This window comes from Streptacidiphilus cavernicola (assembly GCF_042510955.1).
Lineage (GTDB): Bacteria > Actinomycetota > Actinomycetes > Streptomycetales > Streptomycetaceae > Streptacidiphilus > Streptacidiphilus cavernicola.
Window position 1 is genome coordinate 232,775 of the sequence record NZ_JBHFAB010000008.1, and the last position, 17,734, is coordinate 250,508.

Below are 17,734 nucleotides of genomic sequence, written 5' to 3' on the forward strand. Positions count from 1 at the left end.
GTGTTGTCCGCGCAGTCCCAAGGGCACAGCAGACCAGCAGGGAGTTGGACGATGATCGAGGCGATCGGCCTCAGCAAGCGCTACGGCGACACGGTGGCGGTCGACGACCTGTCGTTCACCGTTCCGCCGGGGCAGGTGACCGGGTTCCTTGGCCCCAACGGGTCCGGGAAGTCCACGACGATGCGCATGATCCTGGGCCTGGACGCCCCGACCACGGGCTCGGTGACCGTGGGCGGCCGTCCCTACACCGGCTACCGGCGCCCGCTGTTCGAGGTCGGGGCGCTGCTGGAGGCCAGAGCCGTGCACGGCGGGCGCAGTGCGCGCGACCATCTGCGCTGCCTGGCCCTGAGCAACGGGATCGGCCGGGCCCGGGTGGAACAGGTCCTGGACCAGGTGGGCCTGCGCGCGGTCGCGGACCGGCGGGTGGGCGGCTTCTCGCTGGGGATGGGGCAGCGGCTGGGCATCGCGGCGGCGCTGCTGGGCGATCCGCCGGTGCTGATGTTCGACGAGCCGGTCAACGGCCTGGACCCCGAAGGTGTGCTGTGGATCCGCACCCTGCTCAGGGCCCTGGCGGCGGAGGGACGCACGGTGTTCCTGTCCAGTCATCTGATGAGCGAGATGGCGCTGACCGCCGACCGCCTGGTGGTCATCGGTCGCGGGCGGCTGCTCGCGCAGACCAGCGTGGCGGACTTCGTGGGCAGCGGCACCGGGAGCTTCGTACGGGTCCGCACCAGCGGGCGTGACGCGCTGGCCGCCCTGCTCACGGCCCAGGGTGCGAGCGTCGTGGCCGAGGGCCCGGACACGCTGAAGGTCACCGGGGTCAGCGGTGACGCGGTGGGCGAACTGGCCCGGGTCAACCACCTGGGCCTGCAGGAACTGTCCACGCACCAGGTGTCCCTGGAGGAGCGGTACATGGAACTCACCGCGCAGACCGTCGACTACCGCACGGCCGACGCCGCACTCGCCGCGGCCCCGAACTGAAGGACGCCCCTGACATGCAGGCCACCGCAGTACCGCACCCGGCTCCTTCCCCGCTGACCTCCGCCCGCCGCCCGCTGGCGGGCTTCGCCGACGTCCTGTTCTCGGAGTTCTGGAAGCTGCGCTCGGTGCGCTCGACCCGGTGGACGCTTGTGGCGGCAGTTGCTGCCAACGTCGTCCTGGCGGCGCTGGCCGCCGTGTTCCTGCCCAGCCGGCTCAGCGCCCAGGACATGGCGAGCGTGGACCCGATCCGGCTGAGCCTGGCCGGCCTGCACCTGTCCCAGATCGCCATCGGCGTCCTGGGCGTGCTCACCATCACCAGCGAGTACGGCACCGGCATGATCCGCACCACGCTCACCGCCGTGCCCCGGCGCCGGGCGATGCTGGCCGCCAAGACCCTCGCCTTCGCGGCCACCGCCCTGCTGGCAGGAGTCGTGGCGTGCTTCGCCGCCTACTTCGCCTTCCAGGCATTCGTGTCCCGTGGCCCGTTGGTGTCCTCGATCGGCGACCCCGGCATCGTGCGGGCGGTGGCCGGAGGAGGCGTCTACCTGGCCGTGCTCGGCCTGCTGGGCCTTGGCCTTGGGGCCGTTCTGCGCAGCAGCGCCGGGGCGATCGCCACGCTGTTCGGCTTGCTGTTCGTGCCGGTGATCCTGCTGGACCTGCTGCCGCACACCTGGCGAACCACCATCGGCCCCTACCTTCCGATGAACGCGGGCGACGCGATCTACTCGCTCCACCCCGAAGCCGGCGGCCTCAACGCCGCTGGTGGCCTGGGCGTGCTGGGCCTGTACGCGGCAGCTGCCCTGGTCCTCGGCTTCACCGTCATCAAGCACCGCGACGCCTAACCCGCCGTCCAGCAGGCCGTCACCGCGAATCCCCAGGGTCGGGAGGTCCACATGCACAGCCCCCGCTCACACACCTCGGCCATCCGCGCCCACCTCGGCGCCGCATCCACCTGGCTGCGGGCCCGCGCCACCCCCCGGCACAGGGGCAGGACGGCGACCGCGGCGGGCACCGGCCCGTTGGTCAGGGCCCAGGCCCGTGTTCCGACGGACCGCAGCGCCCGGTACGCCAAGCAGTTGTGCAGCCACGCCGCCTGGAAGACCCCGCACGCGCAGTGGACCGAGCCCCACGGCGTGATCGAGTTCCCGGACGGTGCGGGCACCTGCCGCATCACCGCGGAACCCGACTGCCTGATCCTGGCCGTCGAGGCGGCCGGCCCCGAAGACCTGGAGCGGATCCAGCAGATCCTGGGCAGCAACATCGAACGGTTCGCCGCCCGCGAGCACCTGACCGTCCAGTGGACACCGGCCTGATCCGGCCGCCGGAATCCGGATCCGGTGCTGTTCGGTGGGTGGGGTGGCGGCGTCAGTGGTGGTGCCCATGGCCGTCCTGGGCTCCGTGGTCGTGCTGACCGTGGTCCGGGGACTGCGCAGGGGCGGAGCCGTCGTGCCGGTCGCCGGCGTGCATCTGCTCGTGCCCGTGGTGGCTGTGGTCGTGGCCGGTGTCCGGGGCGCCTCCCATCATGGCGAGCATCGCGCGTCCCCCGGTGCGCAGGAAGCGGACCAGCAGGGCGGCGGCCAGGACCAGGAAGGCGATGTTGAGGAAGGTGGTGTAGTTCCAGCTCACGCCCTCCATCGGGATGGTGGCGGTGGCCTGGTCCGGGATCAGTCCCAGGCCCCCGAAGGTGAACTCGACCACGTATCCGGCGGTCACCATGGCGGCGTAGAAGGTGACGGCGAGGAAGACGGTCATCCGCCACCCGTAGTACTTCCTGTAGATCGACAGGATGGGCAGGATCAGCAGGTCGGCGAAGATGAAGGACACGACGCCGCCGAAGCTGATGCCGCCCTTCCACAGCACCACCGCCAGCGGCACGTTGCCGATCGAGCAGACGAAGGACACCACCGCGACCAGCGGCCCGATCAGCGGTCCCCAGAGCTTCGATGCCAGGGGGTGGCCGTCGAAGAAGAAGGTCCGCCAGAACGAGTCCGGTACCCAGGCGGCGATGGCGCCTGCGATCAGCAGGCCGATCACCAGGTCGCGCAGGATCGCGGCCCACTCCATGACGAACACGTGCGCGACCGAGGTGTAGCCCTCACGGGAGAGCAGCCGCCGCGCGAAGGAGCCCTCGCGTTGGACGGACATGTCCATCGCCGCGTGGCCCTCCATCGACCCGGCCGCCCCGCGGTCGGCCACCTCGCGGGCCTCGCGCAGGAGCCTGTCGCGCAGGAAGATCCGGAACAGCACGGCCAGGACCACGATCATGATCGGGCCGCCGACGAACTCCGCGGCCGTGAACTGCCACCCCATCAACAGCGCCAGGATCACCCCCAGTTCCACCACCAGGTTGGTTGACGCGATCTCGAAGGCCATCGCCGCGGTGAAGTTCGCGCCCTTGCGGAACAGCGAGCGCGCCAGCGCGACGGCCGCATACGAGCACGAGGAGGAAGCCGCCCCCAGCAGCGAGGCCAGCGCGAGGGTCCTGGGCCGGTCATCGCCCAGCAGTCGGACGATGGTGGACTTGCGCACCACGGCCTGCACGACCGCGGACAGGGCGAAGCCCAGGATCAGGGCCCAGGTGATCTCCCAGGTCATCGAGCCGGTGATGGACAGTGCGTGCCAGATCGCGTGCATCGTCGCCCCTGGATGGGTGTCGTGGGCCAAGTCGTGCCGGTCGGGAACGGGAACGAACATACCCCCTAGGGGTATTCCTATGGTGCGACAAGCGGGCCGGAGCGCCACCGCTCGGGCAGCGCCCCGGCCTACCCTCGATCAGCTCACGTGCACGGTGATCGCGGCGGTGTGCAGGGTTCCGGCGGTCTGGAACTGGAGGAACAGCCGCCAGTCGCCAGCTTGGGCGAGCTCGGGGTGGAAGGACAGGGTCGGGCCGCCGTGGTCACCGGTGACGGCAGTGGTGGGGTGCAGGTGCGCGAACGCGCCGTCACCGGAGTGGAAGGCGGTCAGGTGGGCGTAGGTGTCCAGGTAGGGCTGGAGGTTGGTGACGGGCTTGCCGCCCTTGGTGATGGTGACGGTCAGCGGGTGGGCCATGCCCGCCATCAGGTCCCCGGCCAGGGTGACGGTGTAGCCGTCGACGGTGGTGCTGGCCGATGCCGCTGGCAGGGCGGTGTCCATGGGCATACCGGACACGGTGAGTGTGCGGCTGAGGACGAAGTCGGTGCCCTTGCCGGAACCGGTGGCCGGGGTGAAGGTGGCGAACAGCCGCCAGGTCCCGGCGCTCAGGGCGGCCAGGGGCGCGGTCCAGGTCCCGTCGGCGGCCATGGTCGGGTGGATGTGCTGGAACCCGGTCAGGTCGGATCGGATCGCGTAGAAGTGCAGCGTCTTGGTCTGGTCGACCGCGAAGCCGGTCACCGGCTTGCCGTTGGGACCGGTGATCGTGAACCGGTAGCCGGACGCCTTGCCCGCGGGCAGTGTGGCGGTCGTGGAGGTGAGGGTGTAGCCGCCGTTGGTGGCGGCCAGGCCGTCGCCCGAGGCCATCGCGCCCATGCCGTCCATGGTGGGCATGGCCGACGCCGTGGCGGTGGCGCTCATCGACGGCATGGCGCTGGCGCTGTCCATGCCCGGCATCGCGGGCATGGTCGAGGCGGAGGAGCCGCAGGCGGACACGGTGAGCGCCAGCGCGGTGGCCGCGAGGCTCGCGGCCAGCATCCGGCGCGTGGGCAGGGTGAACGAAGACATGGGTGTGGTCTTTCGGGTGGGCGCCGCATCGGCGCGCGGAGGTGGGCAGGAGCCGGTTCCGGAGCCCTCACGGGGAGGGTCCGGTGGTCCTGTCAGGTCCGCGCGATGCACACCCGCAGCAGTATCTGCCGCCCACCGCCCGGTGGACCCCGGCGGCCGGCACGACCGGCTTGCCGGGGCGTGCCGGGTCCGAGCAGGCCCGTAAACAGCACCAGCGCGGTCAGGGCCGCCAGCGCCGGGGAAGCAAGGAACTGGTGGTCGCGGGTCCCGGTGGACAGGCACAGCCCGCTCATCGCATCCGTCCCGGCGGCGCTCTGCCCCTGGACCTGGGCGGCGGGATGCGCGGCGTCCATCGGGTTCGCTGCGGCCATGGGGTGCGCTGCGGCGGGCAGCGTCAGGGTCAGGGCGTCGTGGCAGCCGCCCATGGCGGAGGTCGGGGCGCCGTGCATGAGGAACATCCCGACCAGGACCGCGAGGACAGCAAGCAGCCGGGCGGTGCCCGTTCGCCGTGCCGTGACCTGGTCCACTGCCGCCGGATCCTCTCCGCCACCCGTTCGGTCCTGCTCCAGGACCGTACCAGGCCCACCTGGAGCCCCGCGGCGCCGACTTGGTTCTGGTGACCGGGTGCCGGGGCGGTTCACGCGGGGGCGGCCGAGGCCGTCGGGACCGGGGCCTGCAGCTGCCCGCCGCGCACCAGCGCCGCGACGCTCGCCGCGCAGAGCACTCCGACCGCGGTCAGCACCAGCCAGGGCAGGCGCGGATGACCCGTGCGGGCGGCGGCGTCCCACAGGGCCCCGGTGGCGATGTTGCCCACCGTGATGCCCACTCCGGACACGGTGTTGTAGAGGCCGTAGTAGGTGGCGACCAGCCGCCCGCCGGCCAGCGCGACGATGGTGTCCATCTCGAACGGGTAGACCAGCGCGGTCCCCAGCGCCAGCAGGGCGGCGCAGGCCATCAGCGGCACCATCGCCTGCGCCCAGTGCACCAGCCCGGAGGAGGAGGTGGCCACATGGTTGGCGGCCAGCGGCGGTACGAAGGCCGCCCCCAGCACTACCAGCCCGTAGACTAGGGACCGCTGCTGGGACCAGCGCCCCCTGGCCCACGCGGTGACCTTCAACTGCCCGGCGGCGGCCACCAGTGCGGACAGTGCGAACAAGGCCATCGTCACCGCGTTGCCGTGACCCGGCGCCGCCCGCTCCGCGCCCAGCGGCAGCGCCAGGTAGACCTGGAACGTCAGGATGTAGGAGCCGATCATCGCCAGCGAGAACAGTACGAACGGCCGGTTCGCCAGCACCTGCCGCCAGTCCCCGAGCACCCCGCGCAGCCCGGCTCCGCCCTGCCGGGTCTGCCTGCGGTCGGGCAGCGCCCGCGTCTGCACCACCGTCAGCACGGCGAACAGCAGGGCCGCGACCAGGCACACCGCCCGGAAGTCGACTGCCAGCAGCGCCAGCCCGACCAGCGGGCCGATCAGCATCCCGGACTGGTAGAAGACGTTGAACAGTGCGAACGCCTCCACCCGCCGCTCACCCGCGTCGGTGGCTAGGTAGGCGCGGACCGCCGGGTTGAACAGGGCCCCGGCGAAGCCGGTCGCGGCCGAGGCCGCGACCAGGGCGGGCAGGGAGGCGGTGAAGCCGAGCAGTGCGAACCCGGCGGTCCGCAGTACGCACCCGGCGATGATCATGCGTTTGTAGCCCAGGCGGTCCGCGAGGGTGCCGCCGAGCAGGAACATGCCCTGCTGGGAGAAGTTCCGCACCCCCAGCACCAGCCCGACCGCCCAGGCCGCCATGCCCAGGCCGTGGGCCAGGTGCTCGGCCAGGTAGGGCATCAGCATGTAGAAGGCGGTGTTGATGGTGAACTGCTGCACCATCAGCAGCCGGACACTCCCGGGGAAGGACCGGAAGCGGGCCAGGAGTGTGATCACTGGGCCACCGCCAGCGGGAGGGCGCCGTCCTGGCCGGTGCGCTCGGCGCGGTCCAGCGGGTCGCTTACGGTCGTGCACCGGGTCCAGGTGGTGGCCTCGTGCTTGCCGGGGTGCGCGATGACCCCAGGATCCCCCGGCTCGGTGAGGCCGAGCAGGTCGTGGTCGCGGCAGAAGGTGTCGTTGAACACGGTGCCCGCGTAGCGGGTCGGGCCGTCGGGGAACACCGCGGCGATGACCGTGTCCGGCGGCAGGGTGTCGGCCAACCAGCGGGCGACCAGCGCCACCGCGCCGACCGACCAGCCACCACTGGCATAGTGGGTCCGCGCCAGCGCCCGGCACGCCCACACCGCCTCGGCCGGGGCCACCCAGTGCACCTCGTCGAACACCGGGTAGTCCACGTTGGAGGGGTGGATGCTGCTGCCCAGGCCCCGCATCAGCCGGGGCCGGTCGGGCTGGCCGAAGATGACCGAGCCGACCGTGTCCACCCCCACCACCTTCAGCTGCGGGAACCGCGCCTTCAGCCGGCGCGCGGTCCCCGCGCTGTGGCCCCCGGTGCCCACCGCCGCCACCAGCACGTCGACCCGGCCCAGTTGGCCGACCAGTTCATCGGCCAACGGGGTGTAGGCGGCCGTGTTGTCCGGGTTGTGGTACTGGTCCGGGCACCACGCGCCCGGCTCGGCGGCCAGCAGTTCCCCGACAGCCGTGCGCCGGGCCTGCTGCCAGCCTCCCACCGGGTCCGGGGCCGGCGCCGTGACCACCTGGGCGCCGTAGGCGGCCAGCATCCGCAGCAGCCCCGGCTCCATGCCCGGGTCGGTCACCAGCGTCACCGGGTGCCCGTAAGTGAGACCAGCCAGGGCGAGTCCCAGGCCAAGGGTTCCCGAGGTCGACTCCACGATCCGCGCCCCGGGGGCGAGGTCGCCCCGGAGGCGGGCGCGCTCGACCATGAACAGGGCCGGCCGGTCCTTGATCCCACCCGGATTGGATCCCTCCAGCTTCGCCCAGAAGGCACCACGGGCGGTGAAGGGCGGACCGATCCGCAGCACCGCGGTGCCGCCGACCTGGCCCGCGGGGGTGGACCGGGGCGTGGTGGGTACGGCGTCCGGGCGCGGGAGGGCAGCGCGGGACGATGTGACGGCGTGCATGGGCGCACTCCTCGAACAGGGCGCGCGAATAGAACGCGCGCAGTGACGGCGGGAGACCTGTCGCGCCCGAACGCACTCCCCTTTGGCGGGAGCCGTGTTCAGGACGCGGGCGCCCTCACGTCCGCCAGACGCACACCAACTCGTGTACGGGCACCGCTCTTGGCCACTCGCCGACGCCCACGGTCCACCGGTTCCGGGTCGGACCTGGTGGCTGATCATCAAGTGCTCGGGCACTGGTATCGGCTGCCGGGACCGGCAGCGGCGACTGGGGGCCCGCGAGGCGTACCCCCAGTGCGGCGTGACTGCCGCCGCAGCACTCCCCGGGCGCCGGGGCGCTCGTCGCAGAGACGGTAGGAGTGGCCATCGTGCGCGCTACGGAAACGTACGCCGTCCCACCGAGCCCGGGTCGGGCCGGGGACTGCCCGTCAGCTGCACCGCAGCAGCCGCCCAGGCAGAGCATCGCCCCCAGGATCCCCAGGACCGCCAGCCATAGCACGCAGGCCCCGCGCGGTGATCGACGCGGCACCACAGCGGCAGGCATGAACAGCAACATACGCAGCCAAGAGCCACCAGAAGCCCATTGATACCGGATACCGGCCCAAATACACTCGATCGGTTGGCTGTCCATGAAGTACCGACAGCGCTTGCCGACAAGCGGAGACGGCACCGCGGATCTCGGGTAATCCGCGTCGCCGCGATTTGACGGCATGGCTGGTCTTGCCAGCGGTCCGCTACGGTGCTGTGGTCGGTGGATACCCGATCCAAGCCAGGAGGGACACGATGACATCGACGACCCGGGCTGTCGCCGAACGGCTGCGGGCGGCGTTCGCGGCCAAGGACCTGGCCCTGCTGGGACCGGTGCTGGACCCCAAGGTCCGCTGGGGCGGCCCGGAGGAGACCGAGCAGACCTGCCACTCACGCTCCGACGTGCTGGCCTGGTACGGCCAGGCCCAAGCCGCGGGCATGGACGCCGAGGTCACCGAGACCATCGCGCTCGATGCGGCCGTGGTGCTGGCACTGGCGATGTCCGGACCCGCACTGGGCCCGAACGCGAAGCGTCCCGGCACCGTCTTCCAGGTGTTCCACCTCGCAGACGGCCTGGTCGTCGACATCCGCGGCTTCGAGCGGCGCGCGCAGGCCGTCGCGTTCGCCGACAAGCCGCTCCGCGCCCGGGGCTGACGCCGCCAGCCGCAGGAGACTACCCGGCGGTGGTGGTCTCCAGCAGACCGCCGAAGATCCCGACGCCGAGGGCGACGGCCTGGTCCTGATCCACCACGTCGCCGACGACGTCCGGGTGGGAGTCGGCCCACTGGCGGGCTGAGGCGGGGCTGGTGAAGAAGTTCAGCACGTCGCAGCACACCGCGGCGGCGGCCCCCTCGCAGCAGCGTCGGCCGACGAAGACCACCGCCCCGGCCGGCTCCCACACCATCCGACCGTCGGTGCTGCTGACGGTGACCGCCTCCCCGGTGACCGGGTCCGCGGAGCTGATGACCGCGTCGGCGCCGACCATCGCCGGGATGCCCAGCGCGTCGATGGCGCACATCGACCACACCACGGCGCCGCCCGCGATGGTGGCCTGGTGGGCGGTGGGCACCGCCGAGAACGGATACGCCGCCCGGATCTGACCCTGATCGTCCAGGGTCAGGAAGTCCTGGTCCGCCAGCTCGGCCAGCACCTCGGCCACCGGGCGGCCCGACGGGGCCGCAGCCGGTGCCAGCACCGCCGCGTCGGGAGCCTGTCCGGTGGTGGCGAAGTGCCCAAGCACCGCCTGCTGGACCGCCCGCAGGCCCCGCTCCACCGGCGCGAGACGTCCGCGTCCTCCCCGCCCCACTGGGTCGAGCACGTCCACTACCAACGCCTGACGGGCCTCAACGGTTGCCGGCGGACCGGCCGAGTCCAGAGCCCGGCGCAGGTCCTCCACCCCGGGTGAACCCTCCACACGGCCATCCGCGCCCCGATACAGGCGACAGGACACGCTCGGGTCCGCCCCGGGCACCGCGAACGGGTCCACACCGTCGAGCAGCACGGTCGGCGAGCCGGTCATGCCCCACCGGGCGGCCTGGTCCTGGTCGCTCACCTCCACCAGGTGCACGCGGACGTCACGGCCGTCCAGCGCGGCGGTGATCCGCTCCTGGACCACGGGGCCGTTCGGACAGTCGGGGACGGTCAGCACAGTGATGCGCATGGCTTTGTTCTCCCAGATCAGAGGCTTCACGCCCCACGCTAGACCTTCCAGTGCAGGGGAAGGTCAAGCGTTACCCTGGGGTTCATGCGCATCGGCGACCTCGCGACCACCAGCGGACTGAGCACGAAGACCATCCGCTTCTACGAGCAGGCCGACCTCCTGCCCCCGCCACCACGGACCACCGGCGGCTACCGCGACTACCCCGCCGAGGCCGTGGCACGGCTGGGCTTCATCCGCGACGCCCAGGCCGCCGGGCTCACCCTCGCCGAGATCCGCGGCATCCTGGACCTGCGCGACAGCGGCCAGGCACCCTGCGGCCACGTCTCCGGACTGATCGCGCAGCACCTCGCCGAGATCGAACAGCGCCTGGTCGAGCTCCGCAAGACCCGCACCGCCCTGCGCGACCTCGCCCAACGAGCCGCCGACACCGACCCGGCAACCTGCACAGACATCTGCAGCATCCTCACCCGCACCTGAGTCACAAGTGGTCGGCAATCAATGAGACGAAATCGCGAACGAGAGCCTTCGGTGAGACCAGACATGTGGATCGTCACGTAGCCTCACCCAATGCACCGTGTACGTAACAATGAAGGTGCAGGTCAGGCGGGGCTTCGGCCTTCTGTGAGCGAGGCCGACCTGCACGCGATCCTGCACGCCGGGCGGATACGGCTGCACCAGCTCGCCCTCGCAGAGCAGGGCCTGGCCGAGCAGTTCTACGCCACTCTCGCCAGCCGCCGGGCGGATCTGGCCGTAGCCACGGCCCGCGCCATCGCCGCCAGTCGTTCCAGAGGAATCGCCGAGCTGCAGGCAATGGGTTCCTCTCAGTACGGAACCGCACTCCACGACTCGGACATCGACCTCTACGCGCCGATCCCACCGACCTGCGCGGACCTCGGCACACTGCGAGCGCTGCTGGACGGCCACGCCGAGTACCGCAAGACCAGGTCCGTGCCGACCGCGGGCCCCAGATACCTCTTCGCCTTCCAGCAGGACGGCATGGACGTGGACCTCAACCTTGTCGAGCACGCCGACTACCGGCTGGCCGTCACCGTCGTCCAAGAGATCGCCGCCGCACTGACCGGGTCGGACCGTATCGCCAACACCTGGATCAAGCACCTTCTCCAGCAACGGCGGCAGGCCGACGCCTACGACCGGTGGAAGGACGCTACGCGCCTGCACCACTCCCCGACGCTGAGGCTGCTGAGGTCATCAGGGCACGCTGCCTGAAGCCGACTCCGCATCCGCCGCAGATCCCCGCAGCGAGAGCCGCACATTGGCCACGCTCAGCCGAAGACGAGTTCGCGGAAGCCGTTGCGGATCGTGGTGAGCGGCTCGCGGTCGCGGGTGAGGCGGAGCTTGTTGGTCAGCAGGACGGCCCAGGTTCCCTGTTTGGGGGAGAGCCACATGCCGGTTCCGGTGAAGCCGTAGTGGACCCAGGTCTGGTCGGCCGGGTCGGTGCCGGGTGCCGGGTGCCAGAACAGGCCGCGCACCGGCTCCAGGTCGCCGGTGTGCACGGACAGGGACTCCTGTACCCAGGCGGCGCCGAAACCTGGCTGCCTGGTGGCGGTCTCCGGATTCAGGAGGTAACAGAGGAAGGTGGCAAGGTCGTCCAACACGGAGAAGACGCCGGCGATGCCGCAGACTCCGCCGAGCAGGCGGGCGGAGAAGTCGTGGGCGGTGCCTTGCAGGTGGGTGTTGGTGTCCTGGTCGAGTTCGGTGGGCGCGCAGAGGGGGACCAGGTCTGTTGGGATGGGGCCGAAGCGGGTGCTGGTCATGGCCAGTGGCTCCCAGACTCGGGCCTGGGCGAGTTGGTCGAGGGGCTGGCCGTCGAGGTACTCGGCGAGGTAGCCGAGGATCAGTGCGGCGCGGTCGGTGTACTCGACGGCTTCGCCGGGCGGGCGGTGCAGGGCCTCGTGGAGGACGCCGACGCGGATGGCCTGCGGGTCGGTGCCGTACAGGTTCCGTAGCTGGGCCCGTAGCGGCACGCCCGCGGTGTGGGTGAGCAGTTGGCGGGCGGTGACCTGTCCGAGCGGATGTCCGCCGACCTCGGGCCAGAACCCGCGGAGGGGCTGCTCCAGCGGCAGGCGGCCGTCCTGCCACAGGGAGCCGACGGTTGACCAGACCGCGAGGATCTTGGTCAGGCTGGCGACGTCGAAGACGGTGTCCTCGCGCATGGGCTCGTCGGGCCGGTCCGGGTCGAGCAGGCCGACGGAGCCGCTGGTGCTCGTCCCGCCGGCGTCGCCGAAGGCCCAGACCGCGCCGGGGTACGCGTTACTGGTGACGCCGTCGGCCAGCAGTTGGCGGACGGCGGTGGTGCTTGGTGTCATGGTGTCCCCGGAGTCCTCGGTGGCGGCCTGCCCTGCTCTGCCAGGGTAGTGAGGCCCGCGTACTGAGGCGGGCTGCGGCGCGATTCGGTGTGGGTCAGCCCAGTTGCTTGCCCAGGTCGGCCAGGGCGGCGGCGGTGGTGCTGAGCGGGTAGTGGGCCGCGTTGGCACGGCCGGCCATCTGCAGCGACGGCAGCAGGCTGGGTGAGGTCCGCAGCCGGTCGAGGTCCCGTGCCAGGAGCGGGCCGTTCGTGAAGTCGGTGGCCAGAGCGGAGGCCCCGAGCGTCTCGGTGAGGCCCGGCACCGGCTGGTAGAGCACGGGCAGGTTCCGCGCCTGTGCCTCCAGCGCCACCAGGCCCATGGCCTCCAGGGTGGTGGAGGGCATGACGAGCACGTCGTGCTCGGCGAACGACTGCCACAGCTGGGGTCGGCGGAGCCAGCCCAGGTAGTGGGCGCGGATGCCGTAGCGGTGCAGCACCGGGGCCAGGGCCTGGAACTCGCGGCGGGGTGCGGCAACGCTCAGCTCGACGCCGCTGGCGGCGGACAGGGCGCGGGCCAGTTGCGCTCCGCCCTTCTCAGCCGTCAACCGTCCCGCGTAGAGCAGGCGCAGGGTCTGGCCGGGGCGGTGCGGGGGCCGGGCCGGGGGTGTAGTGAGGAGATGGTCGGGGATGCCCCAGGGGATCTGGGTGATCTTGCGGCGGTCGGTGCCGGGGGCGAGGTCCAGGAGGCGGTCGGCCATCGCTGCGGCGGGCACGACGATGGCGTCGGCCAACCGAACGCTCTCGCGCAGGACTCGGAGTTGGTCACGTTGGGCCTTGGCGAAGATCAGGTCTGTGCCGTGGACCAGGGCGATGCTCGGGTGAGCGGGCAGGGCCCGCAGGAGTGCCGGGGTGGCGCCGAAGGCAAGGTGCTGCAAGTGCACGACGCTGATGCCGGCCGGGTCCAGGGCCTCGGCCAGGGCTCTGCGCAGGGCGGCGACGTAGCGGCGGAAGGCCGGGCCGTCGAGGCACTTGCCGCCGACAGCGAGCAGTTCCAGTCCGGCGGGCAGCGGTGGCCGGAGGCCGGGCGGCTGGAGCATGAACGCCCTGGCCGGGATGAGAGGGGCGGGGCCGGTGTAGAGGTCAAGGAACAGTTCGACACTGCCGCCGGGGCTCCCTGCGGGCAGGTCGAGGAAGGTCGCCACCTGGGGGGAGTTCACGCCGCACCTCCTGTGATCTCTTCGTACAGGCGGGAGGTGTCGATGCCGTCGGTGGCGGTGTACTTCAACCCGAACTGCTGGTAGCTGGCGGGAGCACCGAAGGTCTGCAGGAAGACGAGCTTGCCGAACGTCATGCCACGGTAGACGCGCACGGGCCGGGCGGCGCGGATCTCCAGGGTCCAGCGGATCGCGTGGCCGGCGTGACCGAGCGGGGCGGAGACGTGGACCCAGATGCCCAGGGCCCCCGTGGTGCGGTCGCCGTTGAGGAGCTGCGCGTACCGTTCGGAGCCGGTGCGCTCCAGCGTGACGCCGAGGTAGAGGCGTCCGGGCAGCAGCACCAGTCCGTCGTCGGGGATGCGGGCCTGGGTGAACGAGCTGGGGGCGGCGGCGTCCAGGTCGCTGTCGCACACGAGCAGGGTCTCCCCGAGGTGCCAGTCGTAGGCGTTGGGCGAGAGGCGGCCGGGGTCGTAGGGGTCGATGGCGATTTCGCCGCAGGCCACGGCGGCGGCGATGGCCGGTCCGGTCAGGATCATCAGGCGACCGCCCCTGCCTGGGCCTGGTCACGCCAGTAGCCCGAGGGCTGCGGGCCCAGCGCTGCCTGGTACTTGCCGCGATACAGGTCGACCGGGCCCACGGACAGGAAGAACATGATCTGGCCGATCTTCATCCCGCGGTAGACCCGCAGCGGGCGCACGGGGCTGAGCATCAGGGTCCACTGGCCGTGGAAGCCGATGTCACCGATCGGGGCGGTGATCTCGACGAATAGGCCGAGCCGGCCGACGCTTGAGCGGCCGAACAGCAGCGGAACCAGGCAGTCCGAGCCGACCTCCTCCAGGGTGTGGCCCAAGTAGAGCTCGCCGGGCTGCAGAACGAAGCCCTCCTCGCCGATCCGGTGCGCGGTGGTGGGGTTGAGGCGGTGGGCGTCGATGACGGGCTCCGTGTAGGTCATCAGAGTCTCGCCCAGGCGGACGTTGTAGCTGTTGGGGTTGACCTGCTCGGGCTCGAACGGGCTGATCCGCAGGCGGCCGTCGCGGACGGCGGCGGTGATCTCGGGGCCGGTCAGGATCACAGCGGCCCTCCTTCCTCGGTGAAGAGCGCGGGGTCCGCAAGGACGTGGGCGACGGCCTGGTCCAGCTCCAGGTCCAGGTCGGGGGCCGCCCTGCGGGTACGGCTGCCGGTCAGCGTCTGGGCGAGGTAGTCCGTGGTCATGATGCTGGTCAGCGCTTGGGGGAGCGGTTCGGGGTAGAGCACCAAGGGGCCGGCGCGCTCGGTCAGCCGGGCCAGCAGCGCGCCCTGGTCAGCCGCGAGGTCTGCGGGCAGGTCGACGTGGACGAGCCGGTTGCCGAACGGCTCGATGTCCAGCAGATCCTGCCAGCGCAGCACGCTGCCCAGCCGGGTCGGCCGCAGCGCGGTGTCGTTGAGGACCACGGCGGTGCCGAGGCCACGGTGCAGGCGGCGGGCGACCTCGACCAGGACCTCGCGCCGGTCGGGCACCTGCTCCTGCCAGCGGCCCAGAAGGGGCGCGAGCGGAGCGCTCAACTGCTCGCGCAGGCCCTCGATCCGGCGGCCTATCGGCTCCAGGGCCGGCGGCAGAACGGGGCTGGAGGGCAAGTGGTGGGCGAGGGCAGCCCATCCGTGGGTGACAGGTTCGGCGACCGCGTACCCGGCCGCGTGCTCGGGGCCCTTGACGACCAGGGTGTCGCCGACCGGCTCGGGCGCGTAACGGTCACTGTGGCAGTGACCGGAGAAGACAACATCCAAGAAGGGGCAGGCGTCGGCCAGTTGGAGGTCCTGCTCGAATCCTGAGTGCGACAGCAGGATCCAGGAGTCCACCTCGTGGTGGTGTTCCAGTAGCAGGTCGACCAGAGCACGGCCCGGATCGGTGACACGGTGCCCGCGCCGGTCGGCGGTGGGGATCGCGTCGAACGCCTGCAGGCCGATGATCGCGGTGACGGCGACCGTTCGGCCGGCGACCTGGGCCAGGTGCAGGCGGCGGAACAGCGGCTCGCCGCTGGCGTCGTCGACCGCGTTGGCGCACACGGTCAGCCTGTACAGGTCCGGGGCGAAGTGGTGGGCCCAGCCGTGGTTGCCCGGTGCGACCACGTCATAGAGGCTGGTCAGGATGTCCATTTCGATCGCGCCGCCGCCGAAGCGGTAGTAGCTGGTGCCCTCGAAGAAGTCCCCGCAGTCCACGATCAGCGACGACGCGCGGGCCTGCTGTAGGTGGGTGAGCAGCGCCGATACCTCGCCGAGGTGCGAGTGGACGTCGGTGGTGGCGGTGATTCGCTCCAGGATCCGCGTCACCGGTCGGCCTCGTGGATGTCGGCGCCCAGGGCGCGGAGCTTGCCTGGCAGGTCGGGGTGTCCGCGTCGTAGCTGGTCCAGCCTGGTGACGGTGGTGGTGCCCCGCGCGGTGAGTGCGGCGATGAGCAGCGCGGAGCCGGTACGGATGTCCATGGCCTCCACAGCCGCACCGTTCAGTCGCTGCGGACCGGTCAAGCGGCACTGGGTGGGCGTCAGCGCCTCGATCGCCGCGCCCAACCGGGTGAGCTGGGACAGCAGGTTGCGGTGCCGACCGGGGTTGATGGAGTCGGCGAACAGGTGGGTGCCTGGCAGACCCAGGGCCAAGGCCATGAGCGCGGGTTCGAAGTCCGCGTCGAGCCCGCCCGGGGCCAGCGAGGCGACCACCCGCAGCGGAGCGCCGCTCGGCTGTCCGCCGCCGTGCACAACCACGGCGGCGGGCTCGAAGGAGGAGTTGATGCCCAGAAGGTTCAGGGCCCCGACCACCGGGGCGGCTTCCTCGCCGCGCATACCCTCGATCCGCCCCGCCCCACCGGTGGCGGCCAGCGCGCAGGCCAGGGTTCCGGCCTCGATCTTGTCTCCGGGGACGGTCCACGCCACCGGTGCCTCCTGCTCGCTGACCGGGGGTGCCACGCTCAGCGTCTCGGTGCCCAGGTCGATCTGCCATCCGATCTGCCGCAGAGCGGCCAGCATGCCGGTGAACTCCGGGGAGTGGTTGGGATTGCCCATCAGCAGGCGACGCCCGCTGATGACGGCCCGCAGGACGGCGACCACGCTCGTGCCCCGAGACCGGAACGGCAGGTCGACCATCACCTCCACCGGCCCGTGCTCGGCCACGGTCACCCGGTAACCGTCGTCGTCGACTTCGACCTTGTCGCCGAAGGCCGCATAGACCTTGAAGTGCTGGTCCATCCCCCGGTCGCCGATCCGGCAGCCACCGGGCCAGGGCAGCATCGCCTGGCCGGAGGCGGCCAGCAGGGCAGGCACGAGGTAGTAGGAGGCACGGATGTGGGCGGCTTCGGACAGCTCGGGCACCGGCCCTCGGTCCGAGGCCGGCATCACGACCAGGGCACGCGGGTCGGAAACCGGCCGCGCCAGGTGGTAGCCGGATCGTTGGAGCAGAGCGAGCATGGCGTCCACGTCGGCGATGGCCGGGACGTTCGCCAGGTGGACCGTGCGGCCGGTAGCCGCGGCGGCGGCCAGCAGCGGAAGGGCCGCGTTCTTCGAGCCGTCCACGCGTACGGTGCCGCGAAGCGGCCGACCGGGACGGACTGTGAGCAGGGAACTGGTTGGCTGAGTGACGGCGGGCGACAAGGAGTCCTCCAAACGGAGCGCAGGCACAGGTGGTGATGAAGTGGCGGCCCTGCCCCAGCGGGGCCGCCGAACGGAGGCTGGTACCGGCCCGGCCCGCGCTGACTCACGGGGTACGCGGGCCAGGCCGGGGTCAAAGGGCGTCCGGCGGCGGATGGTCGAGGACGGACATCGGGGTGCTCCCGGCCAGTGGGGCGGGTTCGCATGAACACGGGTCGCTGGACACGGCCGCGAGGATCACGACGACCAAGGCGCTACCAGCGGCCCAGACCGTGCTGAGCGCGATACCCACCCGGTCGGGCTTGGCGTGCCGGGGTTTCACCGGTGTGTCCCCCCACCAGGCTGGCCGCCCCACGCTCCGCGCCGAGCCAGGATCGTCAGCGCTCCGGGATCCTGGACAGGCCAGTCACGCCCGCTGTGGATCGGACGCACGACCAGGCGGCCAGCCCGAATGTCGGTGACGACCAGCTCCGGCCCGTCCTCGCGTTCCTTGACGAGGTCACCGATCTGCGGCCCATCCGGCTCCGGCGCGCCGGTCACGCCGCCCCCTGTAAGCCGGACTCAGACGGGGACAGATCGGCGAGGGTCGCCTCCCACTCCCGGCCCCCGTGGCACGGACGGAGCCAGACCGTCTCGCGGTCCTTCTTCGCAACCGGGCCAGTGGCGTACGGCGGGC

Annotated in this window: 18 protein-coding genes; 6 read left to right on the forward strand and 12 right to left on the reverse strand. The window is 71.6% G+C overall.

All coding sequences use genetic code 11. The annotated features are described in order from the left end of the window. Positions 1–51: 51 nt before the first annotated feature. Genes ACEZDE_RS13865 through ACEZDE_RS13875 form a run of 3 tightly spaced genes read left to right on the forward strand, consistent with a single transcriptional unit; the run spans position 52 to position 2,294 of the window. Complete coding sequence (locus ACEZDE_RS13865) at positions 52–981, forward strand: ABC transporter ATP-binding protein (RefSeq protein ID WP_380536054.1); 930 nt, start codon at positions 52–54, stop codon at positions 979–981. A gap of 14 nt (positions 982–995) precedes the next feature. Then, on the forward strand, positions 996–1,823 hold the full coding sequence (locus ACEZDE_RS13870) for an ABC transporter permease (RefSeq protein ID WP_380536056.1): 828 nt from the start codon (positions 996–998) through the stop codon (positions 1,821–1,823). A gap of 51 nt (positions 1,824–1,874) precedes the next feature. Continuing rightward, positions 1,875–2,294, forward strand: coding sequence for a DUF2218 domain-containing protein (locus ACEZDE_RS13875; RefSeq protein WP_380536058.1), 420 nt, complete (start codon positions 1,875–1,877; stop codon positions 2,292–2,294). 52 nt (positions 2,295–2,346) lie between these two features. Here ACEZDE_RS13875 and ACEZDE_RS13880 read toward each other — a convergent pair whose 3' ends face one another. The 5 genes from ACEZDE_RS13880 to ACEZDE_RS13900 all read right to left on the reverse strand — a co-directional run bounded on the left by ACEZDE_RS13880 (position 2,347) and on the right by ACEZDE_RS13900 (position 7,740). Next, positions 2,347–3,615 (reverse strand): permease, encoded by a 1,269-nt coding sequence (locus ACEZDE_RS13880; protein ID WP_380536144.1) that lies wholly within the window; start codon positions 3,613–3,615, stop codon positions 2,347–2,349. 138 nt (positions 3,616–3,753) lie between these two features. Then, positions 3,754–4,677: a hypothetical protein gene (locus ACEZDE_RS13885; RefSeq protein ID WP_380536060.1), complete on the reverse strand. Its 924-nt coding sequence runs from the start codon at positions 4,675–4,677 to the stop codon at positions 3,754–3,756. 92 nt (positions 4,678–4,769) lie between these two features. Further along, on the reverse strand, positions 4,770–5,204 hold the full coding sequence (locus ACEZDE_RS13890) for a hypothetical protein (protein ID WP_380536062.1): 435 nt from the start codon (positions 5,202–5,204) through the stop codon (positions 4,770–4,772). A 110-nt stretch (positions 5,205–5,314) separates the two neighbouring features. Beyond that, a complete protein-coding gene (locus tag ACEZDE_RS13895; protein WP_380536064.1) occupies positions 5,315–6,598 on the reverse strand; it encodes an MFS transporter in 1,284 nt (427 codons plus the stop codon). Beyond that, positions 6,595–7,740, reverse strand: a complete 1,146-nt coding sequence (locus tag ACEZDE_RS13900; RefSeq protein WP_380536066.1) for a PLP-dependent cysteine synthase family protein — start codon at positions 7,738–7,740, stop codon at positions 6,595–6,597. Before ACEZDE_RS13900 ends, ACEZDE_RS13895 begins: the two co-directional genes overlap by 4 nt. Before the next feature lie 780 nt (positions 7,741–8,520). Between ACEZDE_RS13900 and ACEZDE_RS13905 the strand changes: the two genes are divergently transcribed. Continuing rightward, positions 8,521–8,919, forward strand: coding sequence for a nuclear transport factor 2 family protein (locus ACEZDE_RS13905; RefSeq protein WP_380536068.1), 399 nt, complete (start codon positions 8,521–8,523; stop codon positions 8,917–8,919). A 19-nt stretch (positions 8,920–8,938) separates the two neighbouring features. Here the strand turns inward: ACEZDE_RS13905 and merB are convergent, their stop codons facing one another. Beyond that, a complete protein-coding gene (gene merB / locus ACEZDE_RS13910; protein ID WP_380536070.1) occupies positions 8,939–9,925 on the reverse strand; it encodes an organomercurial lyase in 987 nt (328 codons plus the stop codon). An 84-nt stretch (positions 9,926–10,009) separates the two neighbouring features. Here merB and ACEZDE_RS13915 point away from each other — a divergent pair, with 84 nt between their 5' ends. Continuing rightward, the gene (locus tag ACEZDE_RS13915) at positions 10,010–10,402 is read left to right on the forward strand and encodes a heavy metal-responsive transcriptional regulator (protein WP_380536072.1); all 393 of its coding nucleotides are present in this window, start codon (positions 10,010–10,012) and stop codon (positions 10,400–10,402) included. 144 nt (positions 10,403–10,546) lie between these two features. Then, positions 10,547–11,152 carry a hypothetical protein gene (locus ACEZDE_RS13920; protein ID WP_380536074.1) on the forward strand — a complete coding sequence of 202 codons (606 nt, stop codon included), beginning with the start codon at positions 10,547–10,549 and terminating at the stop codon, positions 11,150–11,152. Positions 11,153–11,208: 56 nt separating this feature from the next. Here the strand turns inward: ACEZDE_RS13920 and ACEZDE_RS13925 are convergent, their stop codons facing one another. The 6 genes from ACEZDE_RS13925 to ACEZDE_RS13950 all read right to left on the reverse strand — a co-directional run bounded on the left by ACEZDE_RS13925 (position 11,209) and on the right by ACEZDE_RS13950 (position 17,028). Next, positions 11,209–12,252: a serine hydrolase domain-containing protein gene (locus ACEZDE_RS13925; protein ID WP_380536076.1), complete on the reverse strand. Its 1,044-nt coding sequence runs from the start codon at positions 12,250–12,252 to the stop codon at positions 11,209–11,211. Between the two features lie 94 nt (positions 12,253–12,346). Continuing rightward, positions 12,347–13,447 carry a glycosyltransferase family 4 protein gene (locus tag ACEZDE_RS13930; protein WP_380536077.1) on the reverse strand — a complete coding sequence of 367 codons (1,101 nt, stop codon included), beginning with the start codon at positions 13,445–13,447 and terminating at the stop codon, positions 12,347–12,349. Then, positions 13,444–13,980, reverse strand: a complete 537-nt coding sequence (locus tag ACEZDE_RS13935) for a dCTP deaminase (protein WP_380536079.1) — start codon at positions 13,978–13,980, stop codon at positions 13,444–13,446. Before ACEZDE_RS13935 ends, ACEZDE_RS13930 begins: the two co-directional genes overlap by 4 nt. Then, positions 13,980–14,516 carry a dCTP deaminase gene (dcd, locus tag ACEZDE_RS13940; protein ID WP_380536080.1) on the reverse strand — a complete coding sequence of 179 codons (537 nt, stop codon included), beginning with the start codon at positions 14,514–14,516 and terminating at the stop codon, positions 13,980–13,982. The genes ACEZDE_RS13935 and dcd overlap by 1 nt, the downstream gene beginning before the upstream one ends. Beyond that, entirely contained in the window at positions 14,513–15,751 is a 1,239-nt protein-coding gene (locus tag ACEZDE_RS13945) for a metallophosphoesterase (RefSeq protein WP_380536082.1), read from the reverse strand. The genes dcd and ACEZDE_RS13945 overlap by 4 nt, the downstream gene beginning before the upstream one ends. Next, positions 15,748–17,028: a UDP-N-acetylglucosamine 1-carboxyvinyltransferase gene (locus tag ACEZDE_RS13950; protein ID WP_380536146.1), complete on the reverse strand. Its 1,281-nt coding sequence runs from the start codon at positions 17,026–17,028 to the stop codon at positions 15,748–15,750. Before ACEZDE_RS13950 ends, ACEZDE_RS13945 begins: the two co-directional genes overlap by 4 nt. Between the last annotated feature and the right edge of the window lie 706 nt (positions 17,029–17,734).

Excerpts from the sequence above, each read along its gene's own strand:
- merB (WP_380536070.1), bottom strand. The coding sequence starts at position 9,925 with ATGCGCATCACTGTGCTGACCGTCCCCGACTGTCCGAACGGCCCCGTG.
- ACEZDE_RS13885 (WP_380536060.1), bottom strand. The coding sequence starts at position 4,677 with ATGTCTTCGTTCACCCTGCCCACGCGCCGGATGCTGGCCGCGAGCCTC.
- ACEZDE_RS13905 (WP_380536068.1), top strand. The coding sequence starts at position 8,521 with ATGACATCGACGACCCGGGCTGTCGCCGAACGGCTGCGGGCGGCGTTC.
- ACEZDE_RS13865 (WP_380536054.1), top strand. The coding sequence starts at position 52 with ATGATCGAGGCGATCGGCCTCAGCAAGCGCTACGGCGACACGGTGGCG.
- ACEZDE_RS13880 (WP_380536144.1), bottom strand. The coding sequence starts at position 3,615 with ATGCACGCGATCTGGCACGCACTGTCCATCACCGGCTCGATGACCTGG.
- ACEZDE_RS13915 (WP_380536072.1), top strand. The coding sequence starts at position 10,010 with ATGCGCATCGGCGACCTCGCGACCACCAGCGGACTGAGCACGAAGACC.
- ACEZDE_RS13900 (WP_380536066.1), bottom strand. The coding sequence starts at position 7,740 with ATGCACGCCGTCACATCGTCCCGCGCTGCCCTCCCGCGCCCGGACGCC.
- ACEZDE_RS13875 (WP_380536058.1), top strand. The coding sequence starts at position 1,875 with ATGCACAGCCCCCGCTCACACACCTCGGCCATCCGCGCCCACCTCGGC.
- ACEZDE_RS13870 (WP_380536056.1), top strand. The coding sequence starts at position 996 with ATGCAGGCCACCGCAGTACCGCACCCGGCTCCTTCCCCGCTGACCTCC.
- ACEZDE_RS13925 (WP_380536076.1), bottom strand. The coding sequence starts at position 12,252 with ATGACACCAAGCACCACCGCCGTCCGCCAACTGCTGGCCGACGGCGTC.
- ACEZDE_RS13935 (WP_380536079.1), bottom strand. The coding sequence starts at position 13,980 with ATGATCCTGACCGGACCGGCCATCGCCGCCGCCGTGGCCTGCGGCGAA.